At 60.3% G+C, this 24,405-nt stretch carries 17 protein-coding genes, 2 tRNA genes and 1 pseudogene; 14 read left to right on the top strand and 6 right to left on the bottom strand.

Annotated elements, in window-relative coordinates:
• Nucleotides 1-18 precede the first annotated feature (18 nt).
• The 4 genes from ACOYXG_RS13615 (at nt 19) to ACOYXG_RS13600 (ending at nt 6,561) form a co-directional block, all read left to right on the top strand.
• Nucleotides 19-1,671 (top strand): VRR-NUC domain-containing protein, encoded by a 1,653-nt coding sequence (locus ACOYXG_RS13615; RefSeq protein WP_460352247.1) that lies wholly within the window; start codon nt 19-21, stop codon nt 1,669-1,671.
• Entirely contained in the window at nt 1,668-3,959 is a 2,292-nt protein-coding gene (locus tag ACOYXG_RS13610) for an ATP-dependent DNA helicase (protein ID WP_460352245.1), read from the top strand. Before ACOYXG_RS13615 ends, ACOYXG_RS13610 begins: the two co-directional genes overlap by 4 nt.
• A gap of 76 nt (nt 3,960-4,035) precedes the next feature.
• Complete coding sequence (locus ACOYXG_RS13605) at nt 4,036-5,958, top strand: hybrid sensor histidine kinase/response regulator (protein ID WP_097087494.1); 1,923 nt, start codon at nt 4,036-4,038, stop codon at nt 5,956-5,958.
• 66 nt (nt 5,959-6,024) lie between these two features.
• Nucleotides 6,025-6,561 (top strand): hypothetical protein, encoded by a 537-nt coding sequence (locus ACOYXG_RS13600; RefSeq protein ID WP_003224989.1) that lies wholly within the window; start codon nt 6,025-6,027, stop codon nt 6,559-6,561.
• 54 nt (nt 6,562-6,615) lie between these two features.
• On the opposite strand, the gene ACOYXG_RS13595 is transcribed toward ACOYXG_RS13600, so the two are convergent.
• The 5 genes from ACOYXG_RS13595 to ACOYXG_RS13575 form a co-directional block, all read right to left on the bottom strand.
• Entirely contained in the window at nt 6,616-6,912 is a 297-nt protein-coding gene (locus tag ACOYXG_RS13595) for a hypothetical protein (RefSeq protein WP_027612795.1), read from the bottom strand.
• 187 nt (nt 6,913-7,099) lie between these two features.
• Nucleotides 7,100-8,443, bottom strand: a complete 1,344-nt coding sequence (locus ACOYXG_RS13590) for a cation:proton antiporter (protein ID WP_460352242.1) — start codon at nt 8,441-8,443, stop codon at nt 7,100-7,102.
• A gap of 36 nt (nt 8,444-8,479) precedes the next feature.
• The gene (locus ACOYXG_RS13585; protein WP_027612797.1) at nt 8,480-9,091 is read right to left on the bottom strand and encodes a Yip1 family protein; all 612 of its coding nucleotides are present in this window, start codon (nt 9,089-9,091) and stop codon (nt 8,480-8,482) included.
• Between the two features lie 87 nt (nt 9,092-9,178).
• A complete protein-coding gene (locus ACOYXG_RS13580; protein WP_460352240.1) occupies nt 9,179-10,036 on the bottom strand; it encodes a glucose 1-dehydrogenase in 858 nt (285 codons plus the stop codon).
• A gap of 218 nt (nt 10,037-10,254) precedes the next feature.
• The gene (locus tag ACOYXG_RS13575; RefSeq protein ID WP_460352238.1) at nt 10,255-11,409 is read right to left on the bottom strand and encodes a MalY/PatB family protein; all 1,155 of its coding nucleotides are present in this window, start codon (nt 11,407-11,409) and stop codon (nt 10,255-10,257) included.
• A gap of 323 nt (nt 11,410-11,732) precedes the next feature.
• Here ACOYXG_RS13575 and fdnG point away from each other — a divergent pair, with 323 nt between their 5' ends.
• The 10 genes and pseudogenes from fdnG (at nt 11,733) to ACOYXG_RS13525 (ending at nt 22,841) form a co-directional block, all read left to right on the top strand.
• Nucleotides 11,733-14,798 carry a formate dehydrogenase-N subunit alpha gene (gene fdnG, locus ACOYXG_RS13570; protein WP_460352236.1) on the top strand — a complete coding sequence of 1,022 codons (3,066 nt, stop codon included), beginning with the start codon at nt 11,733-11,735 and terminating at the stop codon, nt 14,796-14,798.
• Nucleotides 14,799-15,734, top strand: a complete 936-nt coding sequence (gene fdxH, locus ACOYXG_RS13565; RefSeq protein WP_460352234.1) for a formate dehydrogenase subunit beta — start codon at nt 14,799-14,801, stop codon at nt 15,732-15,734.
• Nucleotides 15,731-16,396 carry a formate dehydrogenase subunit gamma gene (locus ACOYXG_RS13560; protein WP_047597242.1) on the top strand — a complete coding sequence of 222 codons (666 nt, stop codon included), beginning with the start codon at nt 15,731-15,733 and terminating at the stop codon, nt 16,394-16,396. Before fdxH ends, ACOYXG_RS13560 begins: the two co-directional genes overlap by 4 nt.
• A gap of 3 nt (nt 16,397-16,399) precedes the next feature.
• A complete protein-coding gene (fdhE, locus tag ACOYXG_RS13555) occupies nt 16,400-17,326 on the top strand; it encodes a formate dehydrogenase accessory protein FdhE (RefSeq protein ID WP_460352231.1) in 927 nt (308 codons plus the stop codon).
• 191 nt (nt 17,327-17,517) lie between these two features.
• On the top strand, nt 17,518-18,930 hold the full coding sequence (gene selA, locus ACOYXG_RS13550; RefSeq protein ID WP_460358369.1) for an L-seryl-tRNA(Sec) selenium transferase: 1,413 nt from the start codon (nt 17,518-17,520) through the stop codon (nt 18,928-18,930).
• A complete protein-coding gene (gene selB / locus ACOYXG_RS13545; protein ID WP_460358451.1) occupies nt 18,927-20,843 on the top strand; it encodes a selenocysteine-specific translation elongation factor in 1,917 nt (638 codons plus the stop codon). The genes selA and selB overlap by 4 nt, the downstream gene beginning before the upstream one ends.
• A gap of 7 nt (nt 20,844-20,850) precedes the next feature.
• Nucleotides 20,851-20,946 (top strand) — tRNA-Sec (locus tag ACOYXG_RS13540).
• A 414-nt stretch (nt 20,947-21,360) separates the two neighbouring features.
• A complete protein-coding gene (locus ACOYXG_RS13535) occupies nt 21,361-22,554 on the top strand; it encodes a RelA/SpoT domain-containing protein (protein WP_097090504.1) in 1,194 nt (397 codons plus the stop codon).
• A 52-nt stretch (nt 22,555-22,606) separates the two neighbouring features.
• Nucleotides 22,607-22,741 (top strand): annotated as a pseudogene (locus ACOYXG_RS13530) (SelB domain-containing protein); the annotation flags it as partial.
• A 7-nt stretch (nt 22,742-22,748) separates the two neighbouring features.
• Nucleotides 22,749-22,841 (top strand) — tRNA-Sec (locus ACOYXG_RS13525).
• Nucleotides 22,842-23,085: 244 nt separating this feature from the next.
• Here the strand turns inward: ACOYXG_RS13525 and ACOYXG_RS13520 are convergent.
• The gene (locus tag ACOYXG_RS13520; RefSeq protein ID WP_027614287.1) at nt 23,086-24,378 is read right to left on the bottom strand and encodes an OprD family porin; all 1,293 of its coding nucleotides are present in this window, start codon (nt 24,376-24,378) and stop codon (nt 23,086-23,088) included.
• Nucleotides 24,379-24,405: the final 27 nt, after the last annotated feature.

Below are 24,405 nucleotides of genomic sequence, written 5' to 3'. Positions count from 1 at the left end.
CCATGGCCCTGAATTCCCGTGACTGCCAACCCGCTCGACGATCCGTTCTATTACCTCAACAACTTCCGGCAAGTGCTTGATTGGCTTGAGCTTCGCTATGCCGATGTGATGAGCGAATCCGAGCACGGCTTTATTCGCGACTTCAAGGCCTTGCCACGCGCTTCGCAGGGTTTGCTGGTGCGCATGATAATGCGCAAGGGCGTGCATTTCCGCTTCGGCAAACTCAACTACCCGGAAATCGGGGACATCAGCAACGCCGCGCAGCCGTTGTTGCGTCACGGCTGGCTCGACGATCAGGCTCTGTTGAGCGTGGCCGAAGTGTTCGACGTGTTGCTCAAGGCTGAACTGCTGCAGGCGTTCGGCAGCTTTATCGAGCAACCCAAGGGCCGCAAGGACGACTGGCTGCCGGTGCTCGCCGAGCAATTCAGCGAGTCGCGCAGCCTCTCTGGTTGGGCACCGACGCTCGGCGACCGCTTGCTCAGCCTGACCATCATGGACCTCTGCGACCGCCTGCGTCTGATGTTCTTCGGCAACCTGTATCAGGACTGGTCGGAATTCGTCCTCGCCGACCTCGGGATCTTTACCTACGAAAAAGTCGAGTTCTGCGCCGACTCCCGTGGCCTGCGCAGCCGTGAAGACGTTGACGCCTGTCTGTTCCTGCATCAGTGCCAACTGCGTTTCGAAGCCGGTGAACCGTTGGAGCCCATTGTCGAGCAGGTCCGCGCGTTGCAGTTCGACAACCCGTGGCTGCAGCGGCGGCGCGGCAAGGTGCTGTTCCAGATCGGCCAGTATTGCGAGCGCATCGCCGAGTTTGCCTTGGCCCTGAGTATTTACCGCAACTGTGCCTACCCCGGCGCCCGTCAGCGAATGATCCGCGTGCTGGAGCGCTGCGGCGAATACGCACTGGCGCTGGAGCTCGCCAGCCTCGCCGAACAGGCGCCGGAAAGCGCCGCCGAACAGCAGAGCCTGCAACGGATGCTGCCACGGCTGCGGCGCAAACTCGGCGGGCCACCGCTCAAACGGGCAACGCCACGCCCGGTCGAGCGCCTTGATCTGCAACTGCCGCGCACTGATCCGGGATTGTCGGTGGAGTTCTATGTGCAGGCGCATTTGCACGAAGACAGCGGCCCGGTGCACTACGTCGAGAACAGCCTGATCAACTCGCTGTTCGGCCTGTTGTGCTGGCCGGCGATTTTTGCGCCGCTGCCGGGGGCGTTCTTTCATCCGTTCCAGCGCGGGCCGGTGGATCTGCTCAACGAAGACTTTCAGCAACGCCGCGCCGAACTGTTCCAGGCCTGTCTCGACCAACTCGACGACGGCCGTTATGCGGCGACCATTCGTGAGCGCTTCGCCGCCAAATGGGGCGTGCAGTCGCCGTTCGTGTTCTGGGGCGCGTTGAATGAGCAACTGCTGGAGCAGGCGCTGGCGTGTTTGCCGGCGGAACACCTCAAGCACTGGTTCAATCGCCTGCTGCTCGACATCAAGGCCAATCGCGCCGGCATGCCGGATCTGATCCAGTTCTGGCCGCAGCACAAGACCTACCGGATGATCGAAGTCAAAGGCCCCGGTGACCGCTTGCAGGACAACCAACTGCGCTGGCTGGAATTTTGCCACCAACACCAGATGCCGGTCGCCGTGTGCTACGTGCAATGGGCGGAGCAGAGCGCTTGAGCTACAGCATTGCCGTCCGTGCCCTATGCGAGTTCACCGCCAAGACCGGCGACCTCGACCTGCGTTTTACCCCTTCGCCGACAGCCCTCGAAGGCATGCTCGGGCACCGCACCGTGGCCTCGCGGCGCAACGACAAATACCAAAGCGAAGTGGCACTGGAAGGCGAGTTTTTGCAGTTGAAGGTCAGGGGCAGGGCGGACGGCTATGACCCGGCGCAGAACTGTCTGGAAGAAGTCAAAACCTATCGCGGTGACCTGAGCAAGCAACCGGCCAACCATCGGCAGTTGCATTGGGCGCAGGCGAAGATCTACGGCTGGCTGATGTGTCGCAAGCTGGAGCTTGCGCAGATCAATCTGGCGCTGGTGTATTTCGACATCGTCAGCGAAAAGGAAACCTGTCTGGTCGAGGCCTTCAATGCGCCGGTCTTGCAGGAATTTTTCGAACAACAATGCCGGTTGTTCCTGAACTGGGCCGAGCAGGAAATGGCCCATCGCGAGGCGCGCAATCTGGCGGCGCAGCAATTGGGCTTTCCCCACGCCGACTTTCGCCCCGGCCAGCGGCATCTGGCTGAATCGGTGTTCAAAGCGGTCAGCACCGGCCGCTGCCTGATGGCCCAGGCGCCCACCGGCATCGGCAAAACCCTCGGCACGCTGTTCCCCATGCTCAAGGCACTGGCGCCGCAGCAACTGGACAAGGTGTTCTTTCTGACCGCCAAGACCCCGGGGCGCAAACTGGCGCTGGATGCCAGTCAGGTGCTATTCGATCAATCGCAACACTTGCCGCTGCGGGTGCTGGAGATGGTCGCCCGCGACAAGGCTTGCGAACACTTGGACAAAGCCTGTCACGGCGAATCCTGCCCGTTGGCTCATGGCTTTTATGATCGGCTGCCCGCCGCCCGGCAAGCGGCCAGCCGGATCAATCTGCTGGATCAGGCGGCGATGCGCGAAGTGGCCCGTCAGCACACGGTTTGCCCGTATTACCTGAGCCAGGAGATGGCCCGCTGGGCCGACGTGGTGGTGGCGGACTACAACTATTACTTCGATTTCAGTGCGCTGCTGTTCGGTCTGGCCCAGCTCAATCAGTGGAAGGTTGCGGTGCTGGCGGATGAAGCGCACAACCTGGTCGAACGTGGGCGCTCGATGTACAGCGCCAGTCTCGATCAGGCCGCGCTGGCCAGTGTGCGCAAGACGGCCCCCGAGGTGCTGAAAAAATCCCTGCAACGGGTCAACCGCGAGTGGAACGCGCTGCATCAGCCGCAACTGGCGCCGTATCAGGCCTACGACAAGGCCCCGGAAAAACTGCTGCAAGCCGTGTCCCTGTGCAGCGCGGCCATTGGCGACTACCTCAATGATCATCCGCAGGGACTCGACAGCGCGCTGCAAACCTTCTACTTCGACATGCTGCAGTTCGGCCGGGTGGCGGAGCTGTTCGACGAGCATTACCTGTTCGACATCAGCAAGCGCGACCTTGAGCGCAAGCGGCCGCTGTCGCAGTTGTGCCTGCGCAACGTGGTGCCGGCGGCGTTCATCGGCCCCCGGCTGAAAGCGGCGCGCAGCAGCGTGTTGTTCTCGGCGACGCTAAGCCCGCGGCGCTATTACGCCGACCTGCTCGGCACGCCCGCCGACACGGTATGCATAGACGTCGAATCACCCTTCAGCGCCGAACAGTTGCAGGTGCAGATCGTCAGCCGCATTTCCACGCGCTTCAATCATCGGCAGGCGTCGCTGGAGCCGATCGTCGAGCTGATCGCCCGCCAGTTCAGCGAGCGCCCGGGCAATTACCTGGCGTTCTTCAGCAGCTTCGATTACCTGCAACAAGTGCTGACGCTGCTCGCCGAACGCCATCCGCAGATCAACCTGTGGCAGCAGTCCCGGGGCATGGCCGAAGGACGGCGGCAGGCATTTCTCGATCAGTTCACCGCCGACAGTCAGGGCATTGGCTTCGCCGTGTTGGGCGGTGCGTTTGGCGAGGGTATCGACCTGCCCGGAGCACGGCTGATCGGCGCGTTCATCGCCACCCTGGGGCTGGCCCAGCTCAACCCGGTCAATGAACAGTTGAAACGGCGCATGGCAGCGATTTTCGGTGCCGGCTACGATTACACCTACCTGTATCCGGGCGTGCAGAAAGTGGTGCAGGCCGCCGGGCGGGTGATCCGCACCCGTGAAGATCGTGGCGTGGTGATGCTGATCGATGATCGCTTCGCCGAACCGCGCATTCAGCAACTGCTGCCACGCTGGTGGTCGCTCGGCACCGACTCGTCCTCAATCAACCCATTGATCACGCCGTGAATAGAAGCGCGTTTGCACCTTCCCATGGCGCCGGATTGCCGCATACTTGCGCTAATGAAAACCAGCGGTGAACCTGATGAGTGACAACCCGAGCAAAACTGCCGCGATCGAGGAGATGCGTTTTCGTCTGCTGATCGATGCGGTGGTCGATTATGCGATTTATATGATCGACCCGGACGGCATCATCACCAGTTGGAACTCCGGCGCCAAACGCTTCAAGGGCTACGAAGAGGCGGAAATTCTCGGCGAGCATTTCTCGCGCTTCTATACCGCCGATGATCGTGCGGCGGGTCTGCCGCAACGCGCGCTCGACACAGCGCTGCACGAAGGACGGTTCGAAGGCGAAGGCTGGCGGGTGCGCAAGGATGGCACCAGCTTCTGGTGCCATGTGGTCATCGATCCGATCATTGATCCCAACGGCAAACTGCTCGGCTACGCCAAGATCACCCGTGACCTGACCGACCGCAAGATGGCTGAGGAAACCCTCAAGCAAAGCGAACAGCAGTTTCGCCTGCTGGTGCAGGGTGTCACCGATTATGCGATCTACATGCTCAGCCCCGAAGGTCGTGTGAGCAACTGGAATCAGGGCGCCCAGCGGATCAAGGGGTACCAGCCGGAAGAAATCATCGGCCAGCATTTTTCGATTTTCTACACCCCGGAAGACCGCGTGGCCGGCGAACCGCAACGGGCGCTGGAGATTGCCACCCGCGAGGGCCGTTTCGAGAACAAGAGCTGGCGCATGCGCAAGGATGGCACGCGGTTTCTGGCCCACGTGGTGGTCGATGCCATTCGCGGCGAAACCGGCACGCTGCTCGGGTTTGCCAAGATCACCCGCGATGTCACCGAAGCCCATGAGTCGCAAGTGGCGCTGGAAAAGACCCGCGAAGCGCTGTTTCAGGCGCAGAAGATGCAGGCCATCGGTCAGCTCAGCGGCGGCATCGCCCATGACTTCAACAATTTGCTGACGGTGATTCTGGGCAATCTGGAGATTCTGCAAAAGCGCATCGGTGACGATCCGAAAAACAGCCGTCTGCTGGAAAACGCCACGCAGGGTGCGTTGCGTGGAGTATCGCTGACCCAACGCATGCTGGCCTTCGCCCGCCGTCAGGAACTCAAGACCGAGCCGGTCGATATTCCGCAACTGGTGCAAGGCATCACCGGACTGTTGCGCAGCTCGATAGGCCCGGGGATTCGCATCGAGACACGCTTTCCCGAGGATCTGCAACCGGTGCTGGCCGACAGCAACCAACTGGAACTGGCGTTGCTCAATCTGGCGACCAACGCACGCGACGCCATGGTCGACGGTGGCAGCCTGTGCATTACCGCGCAGCCGGAAGTCGTGCTTGAGCAAAGCCATTCGTCAATGGCGGCCGGGCACTATGTGTGCCTGAGCGTGATCGACACGGGCGAGGGCATGGACGAAGCCACGCTGGGTTCGGCCAGGGATCCGTTTTTCACCACCAAGGGCGTGGGCAAGGGCACCGGGCTGGGCTTGTCGATGGTGCATGGCTTTATCGAGCAACTGGGTGGCCGTTTCATTCTCAAGAGCGAAAAAGGCCATGGCACCCGCGCTGAAATGTGGATACCGGTGGCGCTGGCAGGGGAGACGGCAAAAAACCTCTACCCGGCGGTCAAACCGGTGTTGGTGCCGCGCCTCAGCGTGCTGGTGGTGGACGACGATTCGCTGGTGATGACCAGCACCACGCTGCTGCTCGAAGACCTTGGCCATCGCGTGATCAACGCCACATCCGGTGCCAGGGCGCTGGCGTTGTTCGAGCAGGGCGAAGTCATCGATCTGATGATCACCGACATGGCCATGCCGCAGATGAGCGGCGCGCAACTGGCGCATGCGGTGCGCCTGCTCAAGCCGGATCTGCCGATCATTCTGGCCACCGGTTACGCTGAACGCCTGGAAGGCTTTGCCGCGCAATTGCCGCGTTTGCCCAAGCCATTCACCCAGCTCAACCTGGTGGAAATCATCGCGCAGTCGATGAAGTGAATCCGCCTGAACTTGTCCGTGGCGAGGGCCTTCTAAAAGGTTTCCCTGCCCCGGAGCGCGCGTCCCTTGCCTCGCATACTGACCCAGCCCACCGCTGAAGAACACTTGACCGAACATGACGCCAAGATGTTCGGCTCACCCAAGGAACGGCTGGATTTCTATCGCAAGGAAATCCAGTACGAAACCAGCATCCTCGCCAATCGCACCGATGCCTATCTGGCGGCGCAGTCGTTTCTGGTGATTGCCTTCGCATCGTGCATGGCCAACCTCAACCCCGAGTGGGGCAAGCTGTTCACGCTGGTGGTGCCGCCGTTTCTGGCACTGCTCGGGCTGCTCAGCTCGCTCAACGCCTGGCCGGGGATTCGTGCGGCGTACGACATCATCGATCACTGGCACTACAAGCAGAGCGAGTTGTTGCGCAGCGAGCCGATCATGGGCATGGCTTACGACGAGTCGCCGCTGTTCAGTGAAATGGAGTCGAGCCACAAGGGCTATCGCAAGTCGCTGTTGTTTTCGGTGCGCACGCCCTGGATCTTCGCCACGTTCTGGATCCTGCTCGGGGCTTATGCAGTGTTCATTCAGGTGACCAACCCCGGGGGCTGAACGCCGCCCAAAGAAAAAGCCCGGACATCGCTGCCGGGCTTTTTCTTGTGCGCTTTATTCGACGGTTTCAAGCTGTCGACGCAATTCCTGCGAGTGATGCGGTGACATTGGAATCGGCGGGAAGTCTTCGTTGAGGACGCACAAGTGATCGATGGCTTCTTCGAACTTCCCATCGGCTTTGCGGCGCATTGCTCGATAGTGCTCAAACTGTTCGAGGTCCAGATTGTCCGCTTCCAGCAGCTCGTAAGCCGCTCGGTTGAGGGCGTGGGCATCTTCGAACAGTTGACGATTGCGTTCCAGGGCCAAAGCCCTGCAAGCCTTGATTTGTGCCGGAGTCGAGCATTCTTTCATGACCGTGACCTTGTTATCCAAAGATTCCTCTTCATGGGCTGCAAGCCGCAGGGGAACCGAACCTGCCGGACCTCGCCGAGTGCATCCAGCGAGGGGTTATGGTTGTGACTGTCGGTTTTGGCCGAGGGATCCATTTATTTTCAGAAAAAACTTCGATGTATTTCCCGTGATATTGCCGCCGGAAAAATCAGTTTTTTCGTTTTTGCCGTTGTTCGTAGCGCGCCAGCAACGGCTGCGTACTGATGCCATGCAGCAAAATGCTCAATGCCACTACGGACAGGGTGATGTTGGTGCACAACGCCGCGACCGAGGGACTCAGGCCATGGTTCAAGGCGTAAAACAGATAGAACAGGCTGCCGATCCCGCGAATGCCGAACCAGCCGATCAACAGCCGCTGACCACCGTCGAGCAAACTGCCCCATGGCATCAGCGCAACGCAGACCGGACGCACCACGCAGAACAGCACCGCGCCAATGACCAACGCCCGCCAGTCCCAATGCGGCACCAGTACCACACCGAGCAGGGTCACCAGAAACACTTCCATGGCCCGTTCCACCAGACTGCCGAATGAGAGCATGTCGCCCATCATGATGCCGGCGGCGACCTGACTGCTTTCCAGTCGTTCGGTATCACCGTGCACTGCGTGCTGCGGTTCGATGTTCTGATGGCCCACCACCGGTTGCACCAGATGTTCGGCGGGCGGCTGACTGGCGCCGGTGGATTTGACTTCTTCCTGACGCAAGCCGAGGCCGGCGGCGAATACCGACAGAAAACCATAACCGCCAATCGCATCTGCGCCGACATAAGCCAGAGCAATCAGCGACAGCGCCAGATAATCATTCGGGCTCAGGGTGCTGTCGTCGTTGCGGATGCGCAACGACAGCGTCAACCGACCGATGCCGCGCCCCATCCAGTAACCGGTGAGCAAACCGACCGGCACCGCCCAGAGCAAACCGTGCAGCACCCAATCGATCAAGGCGCCGGGTTGCGCGTCGGCCTGCAACAGCAGCAAGCCGAGAATCACGAACGGGAAGGCGATGCCGTCGTTAAGCCCGGCTTCACCGGACAGACCGAAGCGTACGCTGTCGACATCCCGTGCGTCGTTGACCTGCACCAGAGCGGCCAGCACCGGGTCGGTCGGTGCCAGCATCGCCCCGATCAGGAGCGACGGTCCCCACGACAGTTGCAGGCCCCAGTGCAGCAATACGCTGACCCCGGCGATGGTCACGACCATCACCGGGCCCGCCAGCCCGAACGCAATCCGCCAACGCTTGTCGCGCAGCGGCAGACGCAACTTCAGCCCGCAGACAAACAGCGAAAACAGCACCGCCACTTCCGTGAGGTGCTCCATCCATACGGAAGCGTTTTCCAGTGACAGTTTCAGCAAATCCAGACCGCTGGGGCCGATGCCGATCCCCAGCAGCAGGCACACCGCCGAAGTGGTGACCGGCATCCAGCGCAGGTACGACGAGGTCAGCGCGAGGGTCAGCAACACCGCGCCAAGCACCGCGACCCAGATGACAAAGCTCATGTTCGGCCGTCCATCGACGACAGCGTTGGCACCGGGTTAACCAACGGTAGTTCGCAGGTACTCGGGCGCGAGCACGTTGAACCACAGCAGAATCATCGACACCAGAATGGTCACCATCACCAGCAGGCCGACGCCCCAGACGCAAGCCGAATACAGCAGGCCCTGTTCCTTGCGTTCATGCATGAACGTCGGCAGGCCGACGAACAGCAGGAACGTCGAATACACCGAAGCGGCACCCAGCACCAGAATAGCCAGCCAGCGACTTGGATAGAGCCCGGCGATGCCGGCGACGAAAAACGGCGTCACGGTATAGGCGGCAAAGCCGATGCACTGGTTAAGCGTGGGGCGCGCGTCGAACGTACGTGACATCCAGCGGATGAACCCGCCGATGATCGCGACCCCGGCGACAATCGCCACATACAGCAGAATGCTCAGTTGCAGTGCACTGGCCGTGCTCAAGCGTACGGTCTCGCCGGCTGCCAGACTCCAGCCGACATAAGTGGTACCGAGGAACAGACACACGGCGGGAATCAGCGCCAATAGCAACAGATGCGCCAGGTAGTGACGGGGATGGGCCTCTTCCTCGCGGCGGATGTCGGTCCAGGCGAAGTTGGGCTGGGTGAAGAGTTTGATGAGCGGGGCGGACATGACGACCTCCTGATCCTGCGGACCGGTTGGGGCTCTTAAAGGTATGGAGGGACGTCATGCCGCCAGGTTCAGTTTTTCTCGCGCCGCTCAGAGCATCGGCTTGCCGCCGGTCACGCCATAGCGCTGACCGGTGATGTAACTGGCTTCATCGGAGGCGAGCAGCACATAGATTGGCGCCACTTCCACCGGTTGCCCGGGGCGACCGAGCGGGGTTTCGCTGCCGAAGTTCTGCACTTCTTCATCGGGCATAGTCGAGACGATCAGCGGCGTCCAAATTGGTCCGGGGGCCACGCAGTTCACGCGGATTTCTTTCGGCCCGAGGATCTGCGCCAGACCGCCGGTGAAGTTGGCGATCGCGCCCTTGGTGGTGGCGTAGGCCAGCAGGGTCGGTTTGGGCATGTCCGAGTTGACCGAGCTGGTGTTGATGATCGACGCGCCGGGGCGCATGTGTTTGATCGCTGCCTGGCACAACCGGAAAATCGCCGTGATGTTGACGTCGAAGGTCATCACCCATTCTTCGTCGGGGATTTCTTCGAAGTTTTCGTGGGTCATCTGGAACGCAGCGTTGTTGACCAGAATGTCGATGCGCCCGAAGCGTTCGACCGTCTTGTCCACCAGTTCCTGACAATGGGCCTTGTGCGCGAGGTCGCCGGACAGCAACAGGCACTGGCGGCCTGCCTGTTCGACCCAGCGCGCGGTCTCTTTGGCATCGTCGTGTTCATTCAGATAAGCCACGACCACGTCAGCGCCTTCACGGGCGAAGGCAATCGCCACGGCGCGACCGATACCGCTGTCGGCACCGGTAATCAGCGCAATCTTGCCGGCCAGCCGCCCGGAGCCGACGTAGCTTTGCTCGCCGCAGTCGGGGTAAGGCTGCATTTTGCTTTGCGCACCGGGGACGGCTTGGGCTTGTGCGGGGAAGGGTGGTTTTGGATAGTCGGTCATCACAGATCTCCGAGGTTCTCAGGGCAGGTATGGGTGGTTGACCCGGACGGTTTGCCGTGAGTTCGATCGGATTTGCGCTGGTCTTTCAGACTTGGAAATGCAAAAACCAATGTGGGAGCGAGCCTGCTCGCGAATGCGGTGTATCAGTCACCCCCTTTGTTGGATGAAAGACCGCGTTCGCGAGCAAGCTCGCTCCCACAGGGGGATCTACTGTGGATTCAGGTATTGCGCTGGGTCAGGGCGCGCTCCATGCGGCTGATGCCCTCTTCGAGCAACGACCGCGGGCAGCCGAAGTTCAGGCGCACGAACTGTTGGTGCTGATCGCCAAAATCCAGACCGGCGCTCAGACCGACCCTGGCCTGTTCAAGGAAGAACTGCTGCGGATTGTCCAGGTCCAGCGCCGAGCAATCGAGCCACGCCAGATAGGTTCCCTGCGGCACATTGATCGTCACGCCCGGCAAGCGGCTGCGCACTGCATCCACCAGCCAGTCGCGGTTGGCCTGCAGATAGGTTTTCAGTTCGGCCAGCCACGGCGCGCCTTCGCTGTAGGCGACGCGGGTGGCTTCCATGCCCAGCGGGTTGACGCTGTCGACCATGCCGCAACGGGCGTGGTTGACGCGCTCGCGCAGGGCGGCGTCCTGGATGATCATGAACGAAGTCTTGAGGCCGGCGATGTTGTAGGCCTTGCTCGCCGACATCAGGGTGATGGTGCGCTTGGCGATTTCCGGGCTGAGGGACGCGGTCGGAATATGCACGCGGCCGTCGAAGCACAGTTCGGCGTGGATCTCGTCGGAGATGATCCAGGCGTCCTGTGCCGCACAGATATCCGCTACGGCTTGCAGCTCCTCACGGCCAAACACCTTGCCGATCGGGTTGTGCGGGTTGCTCAAGAGCAGGGCGCCGCCGCCGTTCAGCGATTCGCGCAGGGTCTCCAGCGGGGTGGCGTAGGTGCCATCGGCCTGGGCGACGAATTCCAGCTCGACCTTGTTCAGCCCCCAATGCCCCGGCGCATGCCGCAGCGGCGGGTAGTTTGGCACTTGCACCACGACGTTTTGCTGCGGCTGCACCAGCGCTTTCAAAGCCATGTTGAAACCGGATTCAACGCCCGGCAGGAAGATCAGCTCCTGCGGTTTGACCTTCCAGGCAAACTTGTTCCACAGGTCGGCGACGATGGCTTCACGCAGGTTGTCCTGCGCCACGCTGTAACCCACCAGTGGGTGCAACAGACGCTGCTGCAACGCCTCGATGATCACCGGTGGCGCGGCGAAATCCATATCAGCGACCCACATCGGCAACACATCCGCCGGGTAGCGGCTCCACTTGGTGCTGCCGGTGTTATGGCGGTCGAATAGCTGATCAAAATCGAAAGTCATGCGCGGTCTCGTGAAGGCGGGTTGTTCATGGGCGCCATGATAAACCCATGACACTCGGCGATACACAAAACCTGTGGGAGCGAGCCTGCTCGCGAAGGCGGTGTGTCAGTCAATATTTGTCTCAACTGACAGGGCCTCTTCGCGAGCAGGCTCGCTCCCACAGGTTTTCCAGGGCATGACCGATTGTCGCCGACGGTCGGTTTTCACACAGAGTGTGTGGTCATTGTCTACAGTGAAAAAGCCGGCAGGCATTCTGCCGTAACCGTGTTTGTCCAGAAAAAGCCCGGCTCAAGTACCGGGTTCCACCTGATCAGGAGTGCACGATGGATCTCAGCCGTCGTCAATTCTTCAAGGTCGCCGGTATCGGCCTTGCAGGCTCTAGCCTGGGCGCGTTGGGCATGGCCCCGACGCCCGCCTTCGCCGAGCAGGTGCGTCACTTCAAGCTTGCCCACACCCATGAAACCCGCAACACCTGCCCATATTGCTCGGTCGGTTGCGGGTTGATCATGTACAGCCAGGGCGATGCCGCGAAGAACGTCGCGCAAAACATCATCCACATCGAGGGCGACGCCGACCACCCGGTCAACCGCGGCACCCTGTGTCCAAAAGGCGCGGGCCTGCTGGACTTCATTCACAGCCCGGGCCGCCTGCAATACCCGCAAACGCGCAAGCCCGGCAGCAGTGAATGGACCCGGATCAGCTGGGATGAAGCACTGGATCGCATCGCCGACCTGATGAAGGCCGACCGCGACGCCAACTTCATCGAGAAAAATTCCACCGGGCAAACGGTGAATCGCTGGCTGACCACCGGGTTCCTCGCCGCGTCGGCAGCGTCCAACGAAGCCGGTTACATCACCCAGAAGGTGATTCGCAGTCTCGGCATGCTGGGGTTCGATAACCAGGCGCGTGTCTGACACGGCCCGACGGTGGCAAGTCTTGCCCCGACGTACGGCCGTGGAGCCATGACCAACACCTGGACCGATATCGCTAACGCGAATCTGATCCTGGTGATGGGTGGCAACGCAGCAGAAGCGCATCCGTGCGGCTTCAAATGGGTGACCGAGGCCAAGGCGCACAACGCTGCCCGGCTGATCGTGGTCGACCCGCGTTTTACCCGGACCGCTTCGGTGGCCGACTATTACGCGCCGATCCGCACCGGTACCGACATCGCCTTCATGGGCGGATTGATCAATTACCTGCTGACTCAGGACAAGATCCAGCACGAATACGTGCGCAACTACACCGACGTCTCGTTCATCGTCAAAGCCGGCTATGGCTTTGAAGACGGCATCTTCAGCGGCTACGACGCGGCCAAACGCAGCTACACCGACAAATCCGGCTGGGGTTACGAGTTGGGTGAGGATGGTTTCGTCAAGGTCGACCCGACCCTGCAGGATCCGCAGTGCGTCTATCAATTGATGAAGCAGCATTACAGCCGCTACAACATTGAGCTGGCGAGCCAGATCTGTGGGATGCCGGTCGATGCCATGCAGAAAATCTGGGATGAGATTGCCACGTGCTCCACGCCGGGCAAAACCATGACCATCCTCTATGCACTCGGCTGGACGCAACATTCGATCGGCGCACAGATCATCCGCAGTGCGGCGATGGTGCAACTGCTGCTGGGCAACGTCGGCATGCCGGGCGGCGGGGTCAATGCCTTGCGTGGGCACTCGAACATTCAGGGCCTGACCGACCTCGGGTTGCTGTCCAACTCGCTGCCGGGTTATCTGACCCTGGGTGGCGATGCCGAGCAGGACTACAACGCCTTTATCAAAAAACGTACGCAAATGCCGTTGCGTCCGGGGCAGTTGTCCTACTGGCAGAACTACAGCAAATTCCACGTCAGCCTGATGAAGTCCTGGTACGGCGCCAACGCCACGCTGGAGAACAACTGGAATTACGACTACCTGCCGAAACTGGACATCCCGAACTACGACGTCCTGAAGATGTTCGACCTGATGAGCCAGGGCAAGGTCAACGGCTACATGTGCCAGGGCTTCAACCCGATCGCTGCGTTGCCGGACAAGAACCGGGTGATGGCTGCGCTGGCCAAACTCAAATGGCTGGTAGTGATGGATCCGCTGGCCACCGAAACTTCGGAGTTCTGGCAAAACGTCGGGCCGTACAACGACGTGAAAAGCGCCGAGATCCAGACCGAAGTGATTCGTCTGCCGACCACTTGCTTTGCCGAGGAGGACGGCTCGCTGGTCAACAGCAGTCGCTGGCTGCAATGGCACTGGAAAGGCGCCGACGGCCCCGGTGAAGCGCAGACCGATATCCGCATCATGAGCGAACTGTTCCTCCGCCTGCGCAAGCGCTATCAGGCCGAGGGCGGCAAGTTCCCCGATCCGCTGCTGAACCTGTCGTGGCCGTACAAGATCCCCGACGAGCCATCGCCGGAGGAGCTGGCCAAAGAGATCAACGGCAGCGCCATGGCCGACTTCACCGATGCCAGCGGCGTGGCGGTCAAGGCCGGATCGCAACTGGCCGGGTTTGGCCTGCTCAAGGATGACGGCAGCACCGCGTCCGGTTGCTGGATCTTCGCCGGCAGCTGGACCGAAGCCGGTAACCAGATGGCCCGGCGTGACAATGCCGATCCGTATGGCATGCATCAGCATCAGGGCTGGGCCTGGGCGTGGCCAGCCAACCGGCGGATCCTCTACAACCGCGCTTCAGCGGACGTCGCCGGCAAACCGTGGGATCCGAAAAAGCGCCTCGTATGGTGGAACGGCAAGGCCTGGGGCGGCACCGATGTGCCGGACTACAAGGCCGATGTGCCGCCGGAAGCCGGGATGAACCCGTTCATCATGAACCCCGAAGGCGTGGCGCGGTTCTTCGCCGTCGACAAGATGAACGAAGGGCCTTTCCCCGAGCACTACGAGCCGTTCGAAACGCCGATCGGCATCAACCCGCTGCACCCGCAAAACAAGAAAGCCACCAGCAACCCGGCGGCGCGGATCTTCGATTCGGTCTGGGAAAGCCTCGGCGAAGCCAAGGACTTCCCATACGCCGGTACCAGTTACCGGTTGACCGAGCACTTCCACTTCTGGAGCAAGCATTGCAAGTTGAATGCGATTGCCCAGCCTGAGCAGTTCGTCGAAATCGGCGAAGTGCTGGCGAAGGAGAAGGGCATCGCCGCCGGAGATCGGGTGCGGGTCAGCTGCAAGCGCGGGTTCATCGAGGCGGTGGCGGTGGTGACCAAACGCATCCGGCCGCTGCAGGTCAACGGCCAGGTGGTGCATCAGATCGGTATCCCGCTGCACTGGGGATTCACCGGCCAGACGCGTCACGGTTACCTGACGAACACCCTGGTGCCGTTCCTCGGCGATGGCAACACACAGACCCCGGAATCCAAGTCATTCCTGGTCAACGTGGAGAAACTGTAAATGGCCAGCCAAGACATCATTGCCCGCTCGGCCACCACCACGGTGCCGCCCTCGGTGAGGAATCAGCAGGAAGTCGCCAAGCTGATCGACACCACCAAATGCATTGGCTGCAAAGCCTGCCAGGTCGCCTGCTCGGAATGGAACGAGCTGCGCGACGAGGTCGGCCACAACCACGGCACCTACGACAACCCGCAGGACCTGAGCGCAGAAACCTGGACCTTGATGCGCTTCACCGAACACGAAACCGACGCCGGCAACCTGGAGTGGCTGATCCGCAAGGACGGCTGCATGCATTGCGCCGAGCCGGGTTGCCTGGCGGCATGTCCGAGTCCCGGGGCGATCATCAAGCATGCCAACGGCATCGTCGATTTCGATCAGGATCACTGCATCGGCTGCGGTTACTGCATCACCGGTTGCCCGTTCAACATTCCGCGCATCTCGCAGAAGGATCACAAGGCCTACAAATGCACCTTGTGTTCCGACCGCGTCGCGGTAGGGCTGGAGCCGGCCTGCGTGAAAACCTGTCCTACCGGCGCCATCGTCTTCGGCACCAAGGAAGACATGAAGGAACACGCCGCCGAACGCATCGTCGATTTAAAAAGCCGTGGCTTCGACAACGCCGGGCTGTATGACCCGGAAGGCGTCGGCGGCACTCACGTGATGTATGTGTTGCACCACGCCGACACGCCGAAGATCTACGCCGGGTTGCCAGAGGCGCCGGCCATCAGCCCGCTGGTGGGCTTGTGGAAAGGCATCAGCAAACCGTTGGGCCTGCTGGCGATGGGTGCGGCGGTGCTGGCCGGGTTCTTCCACTATGTGCGTATCGGGCCGAACCGCACCGAGGAGGATGATCATCCGGCGCCACCGGATACTTCGGTGCACGTTGTCGATCCGGCGGTGCACACCTTCGATCCACGCGGGGAGGACCGGCCATGAGCAACAAGACGATCCTGCGTTACACCGCCAACCAGCGCACCAATCACTGGCTGGTGGCAATTCTGTTCTTCATGGCCGGGCTGTCCGGGCTGGCGTTGTTTCATCCGTCGATGTTCTGGTTGACCCACCTGTTCGGCGGCGGGCCGTGGACGCGGATTCTGCACCCGTTCATGGGCGTGCTGATGTTCGTGTTGTTCCTCGGCCTGGTGTTCCGCTTCTGGCGCGCGAACTTCTTTATCGACAACGACTGGAAGTGGATGCGCCGCATTGATCGGGTGCTGGTCAACGACGAGGAAAGCGTGCCGCCGGTGGGCAAGTACAACGCCGGGCAGAAGATGCTGTTCTGGACTTTACTGCTGTGCATGCTCGGGTTGCTGTTCACCGGGCTGGTGATCTGGCGCGCGTATTTCAGTGCTTACTTCGGCATCACCGTGATCCGCTGGGCCATGCTCCTGCATGCGCTGGCCGGGTTTGTGCTGATCCTCAGCATCATCGTGCACATCTACGCCGGGCTGTGGATCAAGGGTTCGGTGGACGCGATGCTGCATGGCTGGGTCAGCCGCGCCTGGGCGAAGAAGCACCACGAACTGTGGTATCGCGACATCACCCGCGATGAACGCAATCCGGACGTGCCGGAGCGACCGATCACCAAAAAGGGCTGACTTTTGGCAACCATTCTTGAACCCGGGGAAATCGAGGCGGCGGCCAGTTCGCCGCCGTTTCTGCACCTGCCGCCGCACAACCTGTTCACCTTGCGCGCCCAGCGCCTGGAGCAATTGGCTCACGGGCATCCGCTGGCCGATTACCTGCGACTGATCGCCGGATTGTGCCGGGCTCAGCAGCAGGTTTTCGACGATCCACCGCTGACGGCACCGTTTGATCAGCAAAGGATCGAAGCCTGTCAGCAACATGGTTTGCCGCCGTTTGCTGCCGACACATTGGTGCGCGAGGAGGGCTGGCAGGTTTATCTGGATGCTCTGTTGCAACGCTATGTGCCGCCCGATCAACCCGCCGTAGTCGACGCGCTCGCCACACTGCGCAGCGCCAGTGCCGGCCAGTTGCGTGCGTGGGCGGTGGCGTTGGTCAGCGGTCAATATTCGATGGTGCCGGCGCAGTTGGTACCGTTTCTCGGCGCCGGGCTGCAAGCGGCGTGGAGCCACTGGCTGCTCAGCGCACCGAACCTGCAACTGAAACCCGGCGACAGCCTCAGCCAGTGCCCGGGGTGCGGTTCACCGGCGATGGCCGGGGTGATCCGCCATCGCGGCAAACACAACGGCCTGCGCTATCTGGTGTGTTCGTTGTGCGCCTGCGAATGGCACGTGGTGCGGGTCAAGTGCGTGTATTGCGAGTCGAGCAAAGGCCTGGATTACTTGAGCCTGGAGGACGATCGCCACGCCGCTAATCAGGCGCCGATTCGTGCGGAGGTGTGCCCCAGCTGCAACAGCTACCTGAAACTGGTTTATCTGGAGAACGATGCCGAAGGCGAAGCGTTGTCCGCCGATCTCAGCAGCCTGCTGCTCGACATGCGTCTGGCGCAGGACGGTTATCAGCGTCTGGCACCGAATCTGTTGCTGGCGCCGGGAGACGAATGACCAGAGCGTCTACACTCCTGAAAAACCTGTGGGAAGGGGCTTGCTCCCGAAGGGGCCGTGTCAGTCAGATCATTTGTGGCTGACTCACCGCATTCGCGAGCAAGCCCGCTCCCGCAATTGGGGGCCGGTGTGCTGTATTTAGACGCGTTGCGTCAGGTCATGCCGGAGAGTCTTGTTTTCGGGAGTGGCTGATGTCTTCGAGTGTTGCCCTGCGGTTGCCTTCCATTGATGGTTTGTTGCGTCACCCGGCCTGTCTGCCGCTGGCCGAGCGTTATGGTCGTGAGGCGTTGCTGAGCGGCTTGCGGCAGTTGCTTGATGAGCTGCGGCTCAGCGTGTTGCAAGGTCAACTGTCTGCCATTGAAATCAGCCCCGAAGTGCTCGCCGGCCGCGTCGGCGAGCGTCTGGCGCAGCAACAGCGCAGCAACGTGCGGCGGGTGTTCAACCTGACCGGCACGGTGCTGCACACCAATCTGGGCCGCGCCTTGCTGCCGGACGAAGCCATCGACGCGGTGCAGATGGCCGCACGTTATCCGCTTAATCTGGAATTCGATCTGGCCAGTGGCAAACGCGGTGATCGCGATGACCTGATCGAAGGCCTGATCCGCGAGCTGACCGGCGCTGAAGCCGTCACCGTGGTCAACAACAATGCCGCTGCGGTGCTCCTGACCCTGAACAGCCTTGGTGCGCGCAAGGAGGGCATCATCTCCCGTGGTGAGCTGATCGAGATTGGCGGCGCGTTCCGCATTCCCGACATCATGGCCCGCGCCGGTGTGCGCCTGCATGAAGTCGGCACCACCAACCGCACCCACACCCGCGACTACGAAGCGGCGATCAGCCCGCGCAGCGGCTTGATCATGCGCGTGCATGCGAGCAACTACAGCATCGAAGGCTTTACCGCCCGGGTGCCCACCCCCGAACTGGCCGAGCTGGCGCATCGGCACGGCTTGCCGCTGCTGGAGGATCTGGGCAGCGGCAGTCTGCTGGACTTGACCCGTTGGGGCCTGCCGGCGGAACCGACGGTAAGGCAGGCGCTGCTCGACGGTGCGGACATCGTCACCTTCAGCGGCGACAAATTGCTCGGCGGGCCGCAGGCCGGGTTGATTGTCGGGCGCAAAGACCTGATCGCGAAGATCAAGAAGAATCCGTTGAAACGCGCCTTGCGTGTCGACAAGTTGACTCTGGCCGCACTGGAAGCGGTGCTGGGCCTGTATCGCGACCCGGATCGCCTCGCCGAACGACTGCCGAGTTTGCGGCTGTTGACTCGCCCGCAAGCCGACATTCTCGTCCAGGCTTGCCGTTTGCAACCGGCGATGGCTGAAGTCTTGGGCGAACCGTGGCAGGTCAGCGCCGTGCAGGCGTTGGGCATGATCGGCAGCGGCAGCCAACCGGTGGCGCGTTTGCCGAGTGCAGCGCTTTGCCTGCGCCCGCAGGTATCGAAACGCTTGCGCGGGCGCTGTCTGCTGAATCTGGAAGCTGCGTTGCGTAATTTGCCGATTCCGGTGCTGGGTCGAATTGACGACGACGCGCTGTGGCTCGATCTACGCCAACTCGACGACGAGCCGACGTGGCTGGCGCAGTTGCCGCAGTTGCAGGTCGAGTCGTGATCGTCGGCACCGCCGGGCACATCGACCACGGCAAGACCTCGCTGCTGCAAGCGCTGACCGGCCAAACCGGCGACCGCCGCCCGCAGGAACGCGAGCGTGGGATGACCATCGACCTCGGTTATCTCTACGCGGAACTGGAAGCCGGTGCCGGGCTGACCGGGTTCATCGACGTGCCGGGCCACGAGAAATTCACCCACAACATGCTTGCCGGGGCGCAGGGCATTGATCTGGTGTTGCTGGTGGTGGCGGCGGACGACGGGGTGATGCCGCAGACCCGCGAGCATCTGGCGATTGTTCAGTTGCTGGGCATTCCCCGGGCGCTGGTGGCGATCACCAAATGCGATCGGGTTGAAGCGGGCAGGGTGGAGGAGGTGCAGCGCCAGGTTCTCGATCTGCTCGAAGCCGGGCCATTCGCCGATGCACCGACGCTGGCGGTGTCGAGCGTGACCGGGCAGGGCGTCGATGAACTGCGCCAGAGCTTGCTGCAGATTCAAAGCGAAGTGCATGAGCGCAGTCGCGAAGGTGGTTTTCGCCTGGCCATCGACCGCGCCTTCAGCGTGGCGGGCGCCGGGATTGTGGTCACTGGCACGGCGTTGTCGGGAACGGTGTCAGTCGGGGACAAACTGGCCCTCGGGCCGTCCGGGAAATCGGTGCGGGTGCGGGGCTTGCACGCGCAAAACCAGCCCGCCGAGCAGGCCTTCGCCGGGCAACGGGTGGCACTGAACATCAGTGGCGATCGATTGACCCTGGAGCAGATCCATCGTGGCCAATGGCTGTTGGCCGAATGGCTGCACGCACCGACGCAACGGGTCGATATCGAGTTTCAGTTGTTGCCCGGTGAGCGCACCTTCGAACACTTTCACCCGGTGCATGTGCACCTCGGTACGCAAGACGTCATCGCCCGCGTGGCGTTGCTCGAAGGCCCGCGCTTGAGTCCCGGTCAGCGCATGTTCGCGCAATTGCTGATCAACGCCCCGGTGCACGCGGTGAAGGGCGATCGCCTGATCCTGCGTGACCACAGCGCGCAACGCACCCTCGGTGGCGGGCAGGTGCTCGACCCGTTCGCCCCGGCCCGGCAGCGCCGCAGCCCGGAGCGGCAGGCGCAACTGCAAGCGCTGGCGGGTAGCGACAGTCTTGAACAAGCGCTGCCGCTGTTGCTCGACCACAGCGCTGGCGGCCTCGATCCGCAACGGCTGGAGCGTCAATTCAATCGTCAGCGTGAAGACTGGGCGCTACCAGCCAACGTGCGCCTGATCGACACCCGCCAGGGCCCGGTGCTGTTCAACGTGCAGCGCTGGGGGCAGTTGAAGTTCACCCTGTTGGAGCAGTTGGCGAAACTGCACGAACTGGAACCGGACCAGATGGGGCCGGATCGCGATCGCCTGCGACGCTTCAGCGGTTTGGCGCTGGAACGTTCGACCTTTGTCAGCCTGCTGGAAGAACTGCGCGCTGCCGGGTCGATCAACGCCAGCGGGCCGTGGTTGCATCTGCCGGATCATCAGGTGCGTTTGAGTGCTGAAGACGAAACCCTGTGGCAGCGCATGCAGCCGCTGTTCGAACAGGCCGAGTTTGATCCGCCGTGGGTACGTGATGTCGCCAACGTGTTGGGCGTGGAGGATGCCGTGGTGCGCCTGCTGTTGCGCAAACTGGCGCGCCTGGGATTGATGCACCAAGTGGTGCGCGACCTGTTTCTGTCTGACGGGCAACTGCGGCGCATCGCCGACATTCTGTTGCAACTGGAGCAGGAAAATCCGTCGATCCAGGTGACAACCTTCCGTGATGCGCTAGGCTTGGGACGCAAACGCTGTATTCAGTACCTGGAATACTTCGACCGCCTCGGCCTGACCCGACGCATCGGCGAATCCCGGGTGATCCGCCACGACAACGCGCTGGCCAGTGCCGACGCACCCTGAGTTCAAAGGAAGGCAATCGCGCCCGGTGGCGCGGCCGGGCTTCAAACCCGGTTGGGGACGGCATCCGTTCCCGGGCAGGTTCGACTCCGGCTGCCTTCCGCCAATTACGCAATGCTCACACCCACAGGAGTTGACCATGCAGATGATTGAAGTGGTATCGCACCCAATTTAGTATTAAACCAGACCACACATGGTCCAGTTGCAACACATCGGAATCTTGCCTGTTGAGAAATCTGGGCTTTGCTAAGTCTGTGTTACTTCTACCAAGGTATGTCGCCGCTGTCCCGAAGGTGCTCCGCATACGGATGACAAATAAAAAGCTAGACGGATTGAGAAGAATATGTACAGCATCAAAAATACTGTTGTTGCTCTGGCTAAAATTCAGATTTCTCAAGGACGATGAGGACTGAGTCGGAAATGCGAGTCAATCACTGAAAATTACTGGAAGTGAAATCGCGTTGTTGAACGGAAAGTTATAACCAGCCCCCAAATAAAATCGAATGGACGAAGCGTGCATATGGAAAACTCTCTTGAGTCATTTTTGGCTACAAATAATATTTCTCAGGAAGTATGGGAAGGTTGTCAGTTAGACTGGAGCACTTTACAAGACATTGCAGCAGATCATGTTGTCAGATCAGAAGACTTGCGAGCAACGGCGAGTTACTTTGCTTCAGCATTTCAAGCAACGGATGGTGTTCATTCCGTGAGATGGAGAATTAAGGATCCAGATCATCTTGTTGCAAAAATAATAAGGAAAAAGTCGGAGCGTTCGGAAAAATACGAAAATATTGGAGTTGATAACTATCATACTATAATTACCGATCTTATCGGTGTGCGGGTGCTGCATCTATTTAAACATGAATATGAAGGTATAGATTTAGCAATTCGTGCAAAGTGGAATCTGCACGAAACTCCTCCAATACATTATATTCGGACGGGGGATACTACGCCTCAAAACTTCAAAAAGGAGCTTTTTGATGAAAAACCACACCCAGCTGGCTATAGATCTATACATTATGTTTTGAAGACGCAACCGACTATTCGCGAGTGCCTTGTGGAGGTGCAAGTACGGACAATATTTGAAGAAGGTTGGAGTGAAATTGACCATAAAATTAGGTATCCTAACTTCTCGGATAATGCATTGGTTAATTATTTTCTAACTATATTCAATAGGATGGCTGGCAGCGCCGATGAAATGGGTACATTCGTAAAGGAGCTATCGGTAGCATTTGCTTTAAATGATTTGAAAACTTCCAAGCTTACTAATGAGCGCGATGAAACGCTGAAAAAGATGGATGCTTTGGTTGGAGAGTTGGCAGTTGCTAAAGGTACGGGGAATGAGTATCAAGAAACAATTAAAAAGCTTCAGAGCGATATTCAAAGCTTAAAGGCGAATTCGAGTAAGGAGGCACTTGCTAGCTACTCTTCTTGGATGGATGAAATTATTCGCGCCAAATCCATTAGTGCTTCGGACAATCTAAATAAATACCTGTATGAATTGAAGGTGCCGAAGACATGGAATTTATCTAGCTTTAGCGAGTCAGAAAATAGCCTAGCCAAACTGGCCGATTTGTTAAAGCAGCAGCCTATCTCTCGAGATATTGAAGTGAAAAACGTCACGTCATTGGCTGAGCTTCTAGGGCAAAATAAAACAAGCATTAAGGGTTTAAAAAAAACCAAAGATCCCAAAGATCCAAAAAGTTCTAAGTAGATATAACTTATCTGGAACTAGGAGTTTTTTGTAAGACGTTAATTGGGAGAGTGATACGCTAGGCTTGGGACGCAAGCGCTGTATTCAGTACCTGGAATACTTCGACCGCCTCGGCCTGACCCGACGCATCGGCGAATCCCGGGTGACCCGCCATGACAACGCGCTGGCCAGCGCCGACGCACCCTGAGTTCAAAGGAAGGCAATCGCGCCCGGTGGCGCGGCCGGGCTTCAAACCCGGTTGGGGACGGCATCCGTTCCCGGGCAGGTTCGACTCCGGCTGCCTTCCGCCGATTACCGCAGCATCCATGACGCACTGAATCCCCTGTGGGAGCGAGCCTGCTCGCGAATGCGGTACGTCATTCAACGTCTATGCCGACTGATCGGCCGCTTTCGCGAGCAGGCTCGCTCCCACAGGGGGGGCAGGCTGGCGCGTACCAGCAGGGTTTCGTTGTCGGCGGCTTCGCGGAGTTTTTCCAGTCGATGGATTCGTAGGGCGACATCGGGCCAGAGGCTGGGTTTAACCACCAGCCATCAGAACCCCAACGGGTACTGAATCACTAAATAAATCCGGTCGATATCATCCCCGGCCTGTGCCTCGTTGGCCCGGTGCGAGACATGCGACAGCTGCACCGACAGGTCCTTCGCCGTGCCCGATTGCACGATGTATTTCAGATCGATATCCCGTTCCCAATGCTTGCCGCCAGCGCCTTGCTGCGGCTGATAGTCGCCAGTCTCGGCATCGAACGGGTTGTACGCGCCGCCCTTGGGCGCGTGAGTGCCGTCGATGTGGTCGCCGGAGACGTAGCGGGTCATGAAGGTCAGGCCAGGGATGCCGAAAGCGCCAAGGTCGAGGTCGTAGCGTGCTTGCCAGGAGCGTTCGCCGGCGCCGTTGAAGTCGGCGTATTTGATCGAGTTGGCGAGGTAGATCGAGTCACCGCCCACGAAATCGAACGGCGTGTCGCCATTTATGCGTTGCCAGCCGAGCATGACCGCGTGCGCGCCGAAACTGTACTTGCCGGACAGGCTGAACGCGGTGTTGTCGATCGCGCCGGCCAGCGCCCGACCGGTATCGCGGGTGTGGTAGAGGTTGGCATCGAGCAACAGGCCGGACTGTTTGAAGTGCAGATTGGCGTAGTACTGATGCCAGGTGTCGCTCAGGTCCGAGGCGTAAAGCGATCCACCGACCGGACTGTCGCCGAACAGGTCCACGCCTAGAAAACTGATTCCGCCGGCTTCGGTGTTGGCGCCGTAACCATAAAAGTCGCCGCGCCCTGAGGAGCTGTCCTGATTCTTGAATGCGGTGAAGTGTCCGGCCGTGAAGTTAACGTTGTCGATTTCACGACTGTTCACTAGCAAACCTGTGGCGTATTCCGGTTGCAGGCGTTTGTCCGAGGTGTCGAACACCGGCGTTTCCACGGTCATCTCGCCGAACGCGAGGGTGGTGCGCGAAACTTTCAGTTTGAACGCGCCGCCAGCGCTGGAGTAGTTCGGTTCACTGCGACCATTGCTGTCGACCGGCAACAGACCCGTGCCGGAATGTCCTTTGCCGCCATCGAGTTTCAGGCCGAGAAAGGCGTGGGCATCGATGCCGAATCCGACAGTGCCTGGCGTGTAGCCAGAGGTGAACGTGCCGATAAAGCCCTGGGCCCATTCCTGTTTATAGTTTTTGCCGGAGGGAGAGGGCGAGCGGTAGTCGTTGCTCAGGAAGAAGTTGCGGCTGAGCACTTCGGTTTTGGCGTCGTCGAAGAAGTCATTGGCCAAAGCACTGTCGCTCGCTGCGCAAAGCAGTGCCAACAACGCAAAGCGTGGTGTTGAGGGAGCCATCGTGAGGGACCGACAATCAGGGAAGGT

This window comes from Pseudomonas sp. G3-39 (genome assembly GCF_054790485.1).
Note: the sequence above shows the minus strand (reverse complement) of the source record. Positions and strands in the feature narration are given on the sequence as shown.

Coding starts and splice junctions, on each gene's coding strand:
- ACOYXG_RS13605 (WP_097087494.1), top strand. CDS start 4,036: ATGAGTGACAACCCGAGCAAAACTGCCGCGATCGAGGAGATGCGTTTT.
- ACOYXG_RS13595 (WP_027612795.1), bottom strand. CDS start 6,912: ATGAAAGAATGCTCGACTCCGGCACAAATCAAGGCTTGCAGGGCTTTG.
- ACOYXG_RS13590 (WP_460352242.1), bottom strand. CDS start 8,443: ATGAGCTTTGTCATCTGGGTCGCGGTGCTTGGCGCGGTGTTGCTGACC.
- ACOYXG_RS13585 (WP_027612797.1), bottom strand. CDS start 9,091: ATGTCCGCCCCGCTCATCAAACTCTTCACCCAGCCCAACTTCGCCTGG.
- ACOYXG_RS13580 (WP_460352240.1), bottom strand. CDS start 10,036: ATGACCGACTATCCAAAACCACCCTTCCCCGCACAAGCCCAAGCCGTC.
- ACOYXG_RS13575 (WP_460352238.1), bottom strand. CDS start 11,409: ATGACTTTCGATTTTGATCAGCTATTCGACCGCCATAACACCGGCAGC.
- fdxH (WP_460352234.1), top strand. CDS start 14,799: ATGGCCAGCCAAGACATCATTGCCCGCTCGGCCACCACCACGGTGCCG.
- ACOYXG_RS13560 (WP_047597242.1), top strand. CDS start 15,731: ATGAGCAACAAGACGATCCTGCGTTACACCGCCAACCAGCGCACCAAT.
- selA (WP_460358369.1), top strand. CDS start 17,518: ATGTCTTCGAGTGTTGCCCTGCGGTTGCCTTCCATTGATGGTTTGTTG.
- ACOYXG_RS13535 (WP_097090504.1), top strand. CDS start 21,361: ATGGAAAACTCTCTTGAGTCATTTTTGGCTACAAATAATATTTCTCAG.
- ACOYXG_RS13520 (WP_027614287.1), bottom strand. CDS start 24,378: ATGGCTCCCTCAACACCACGCTTTGCGTTGTTGGCACTGCTTTGCGCA.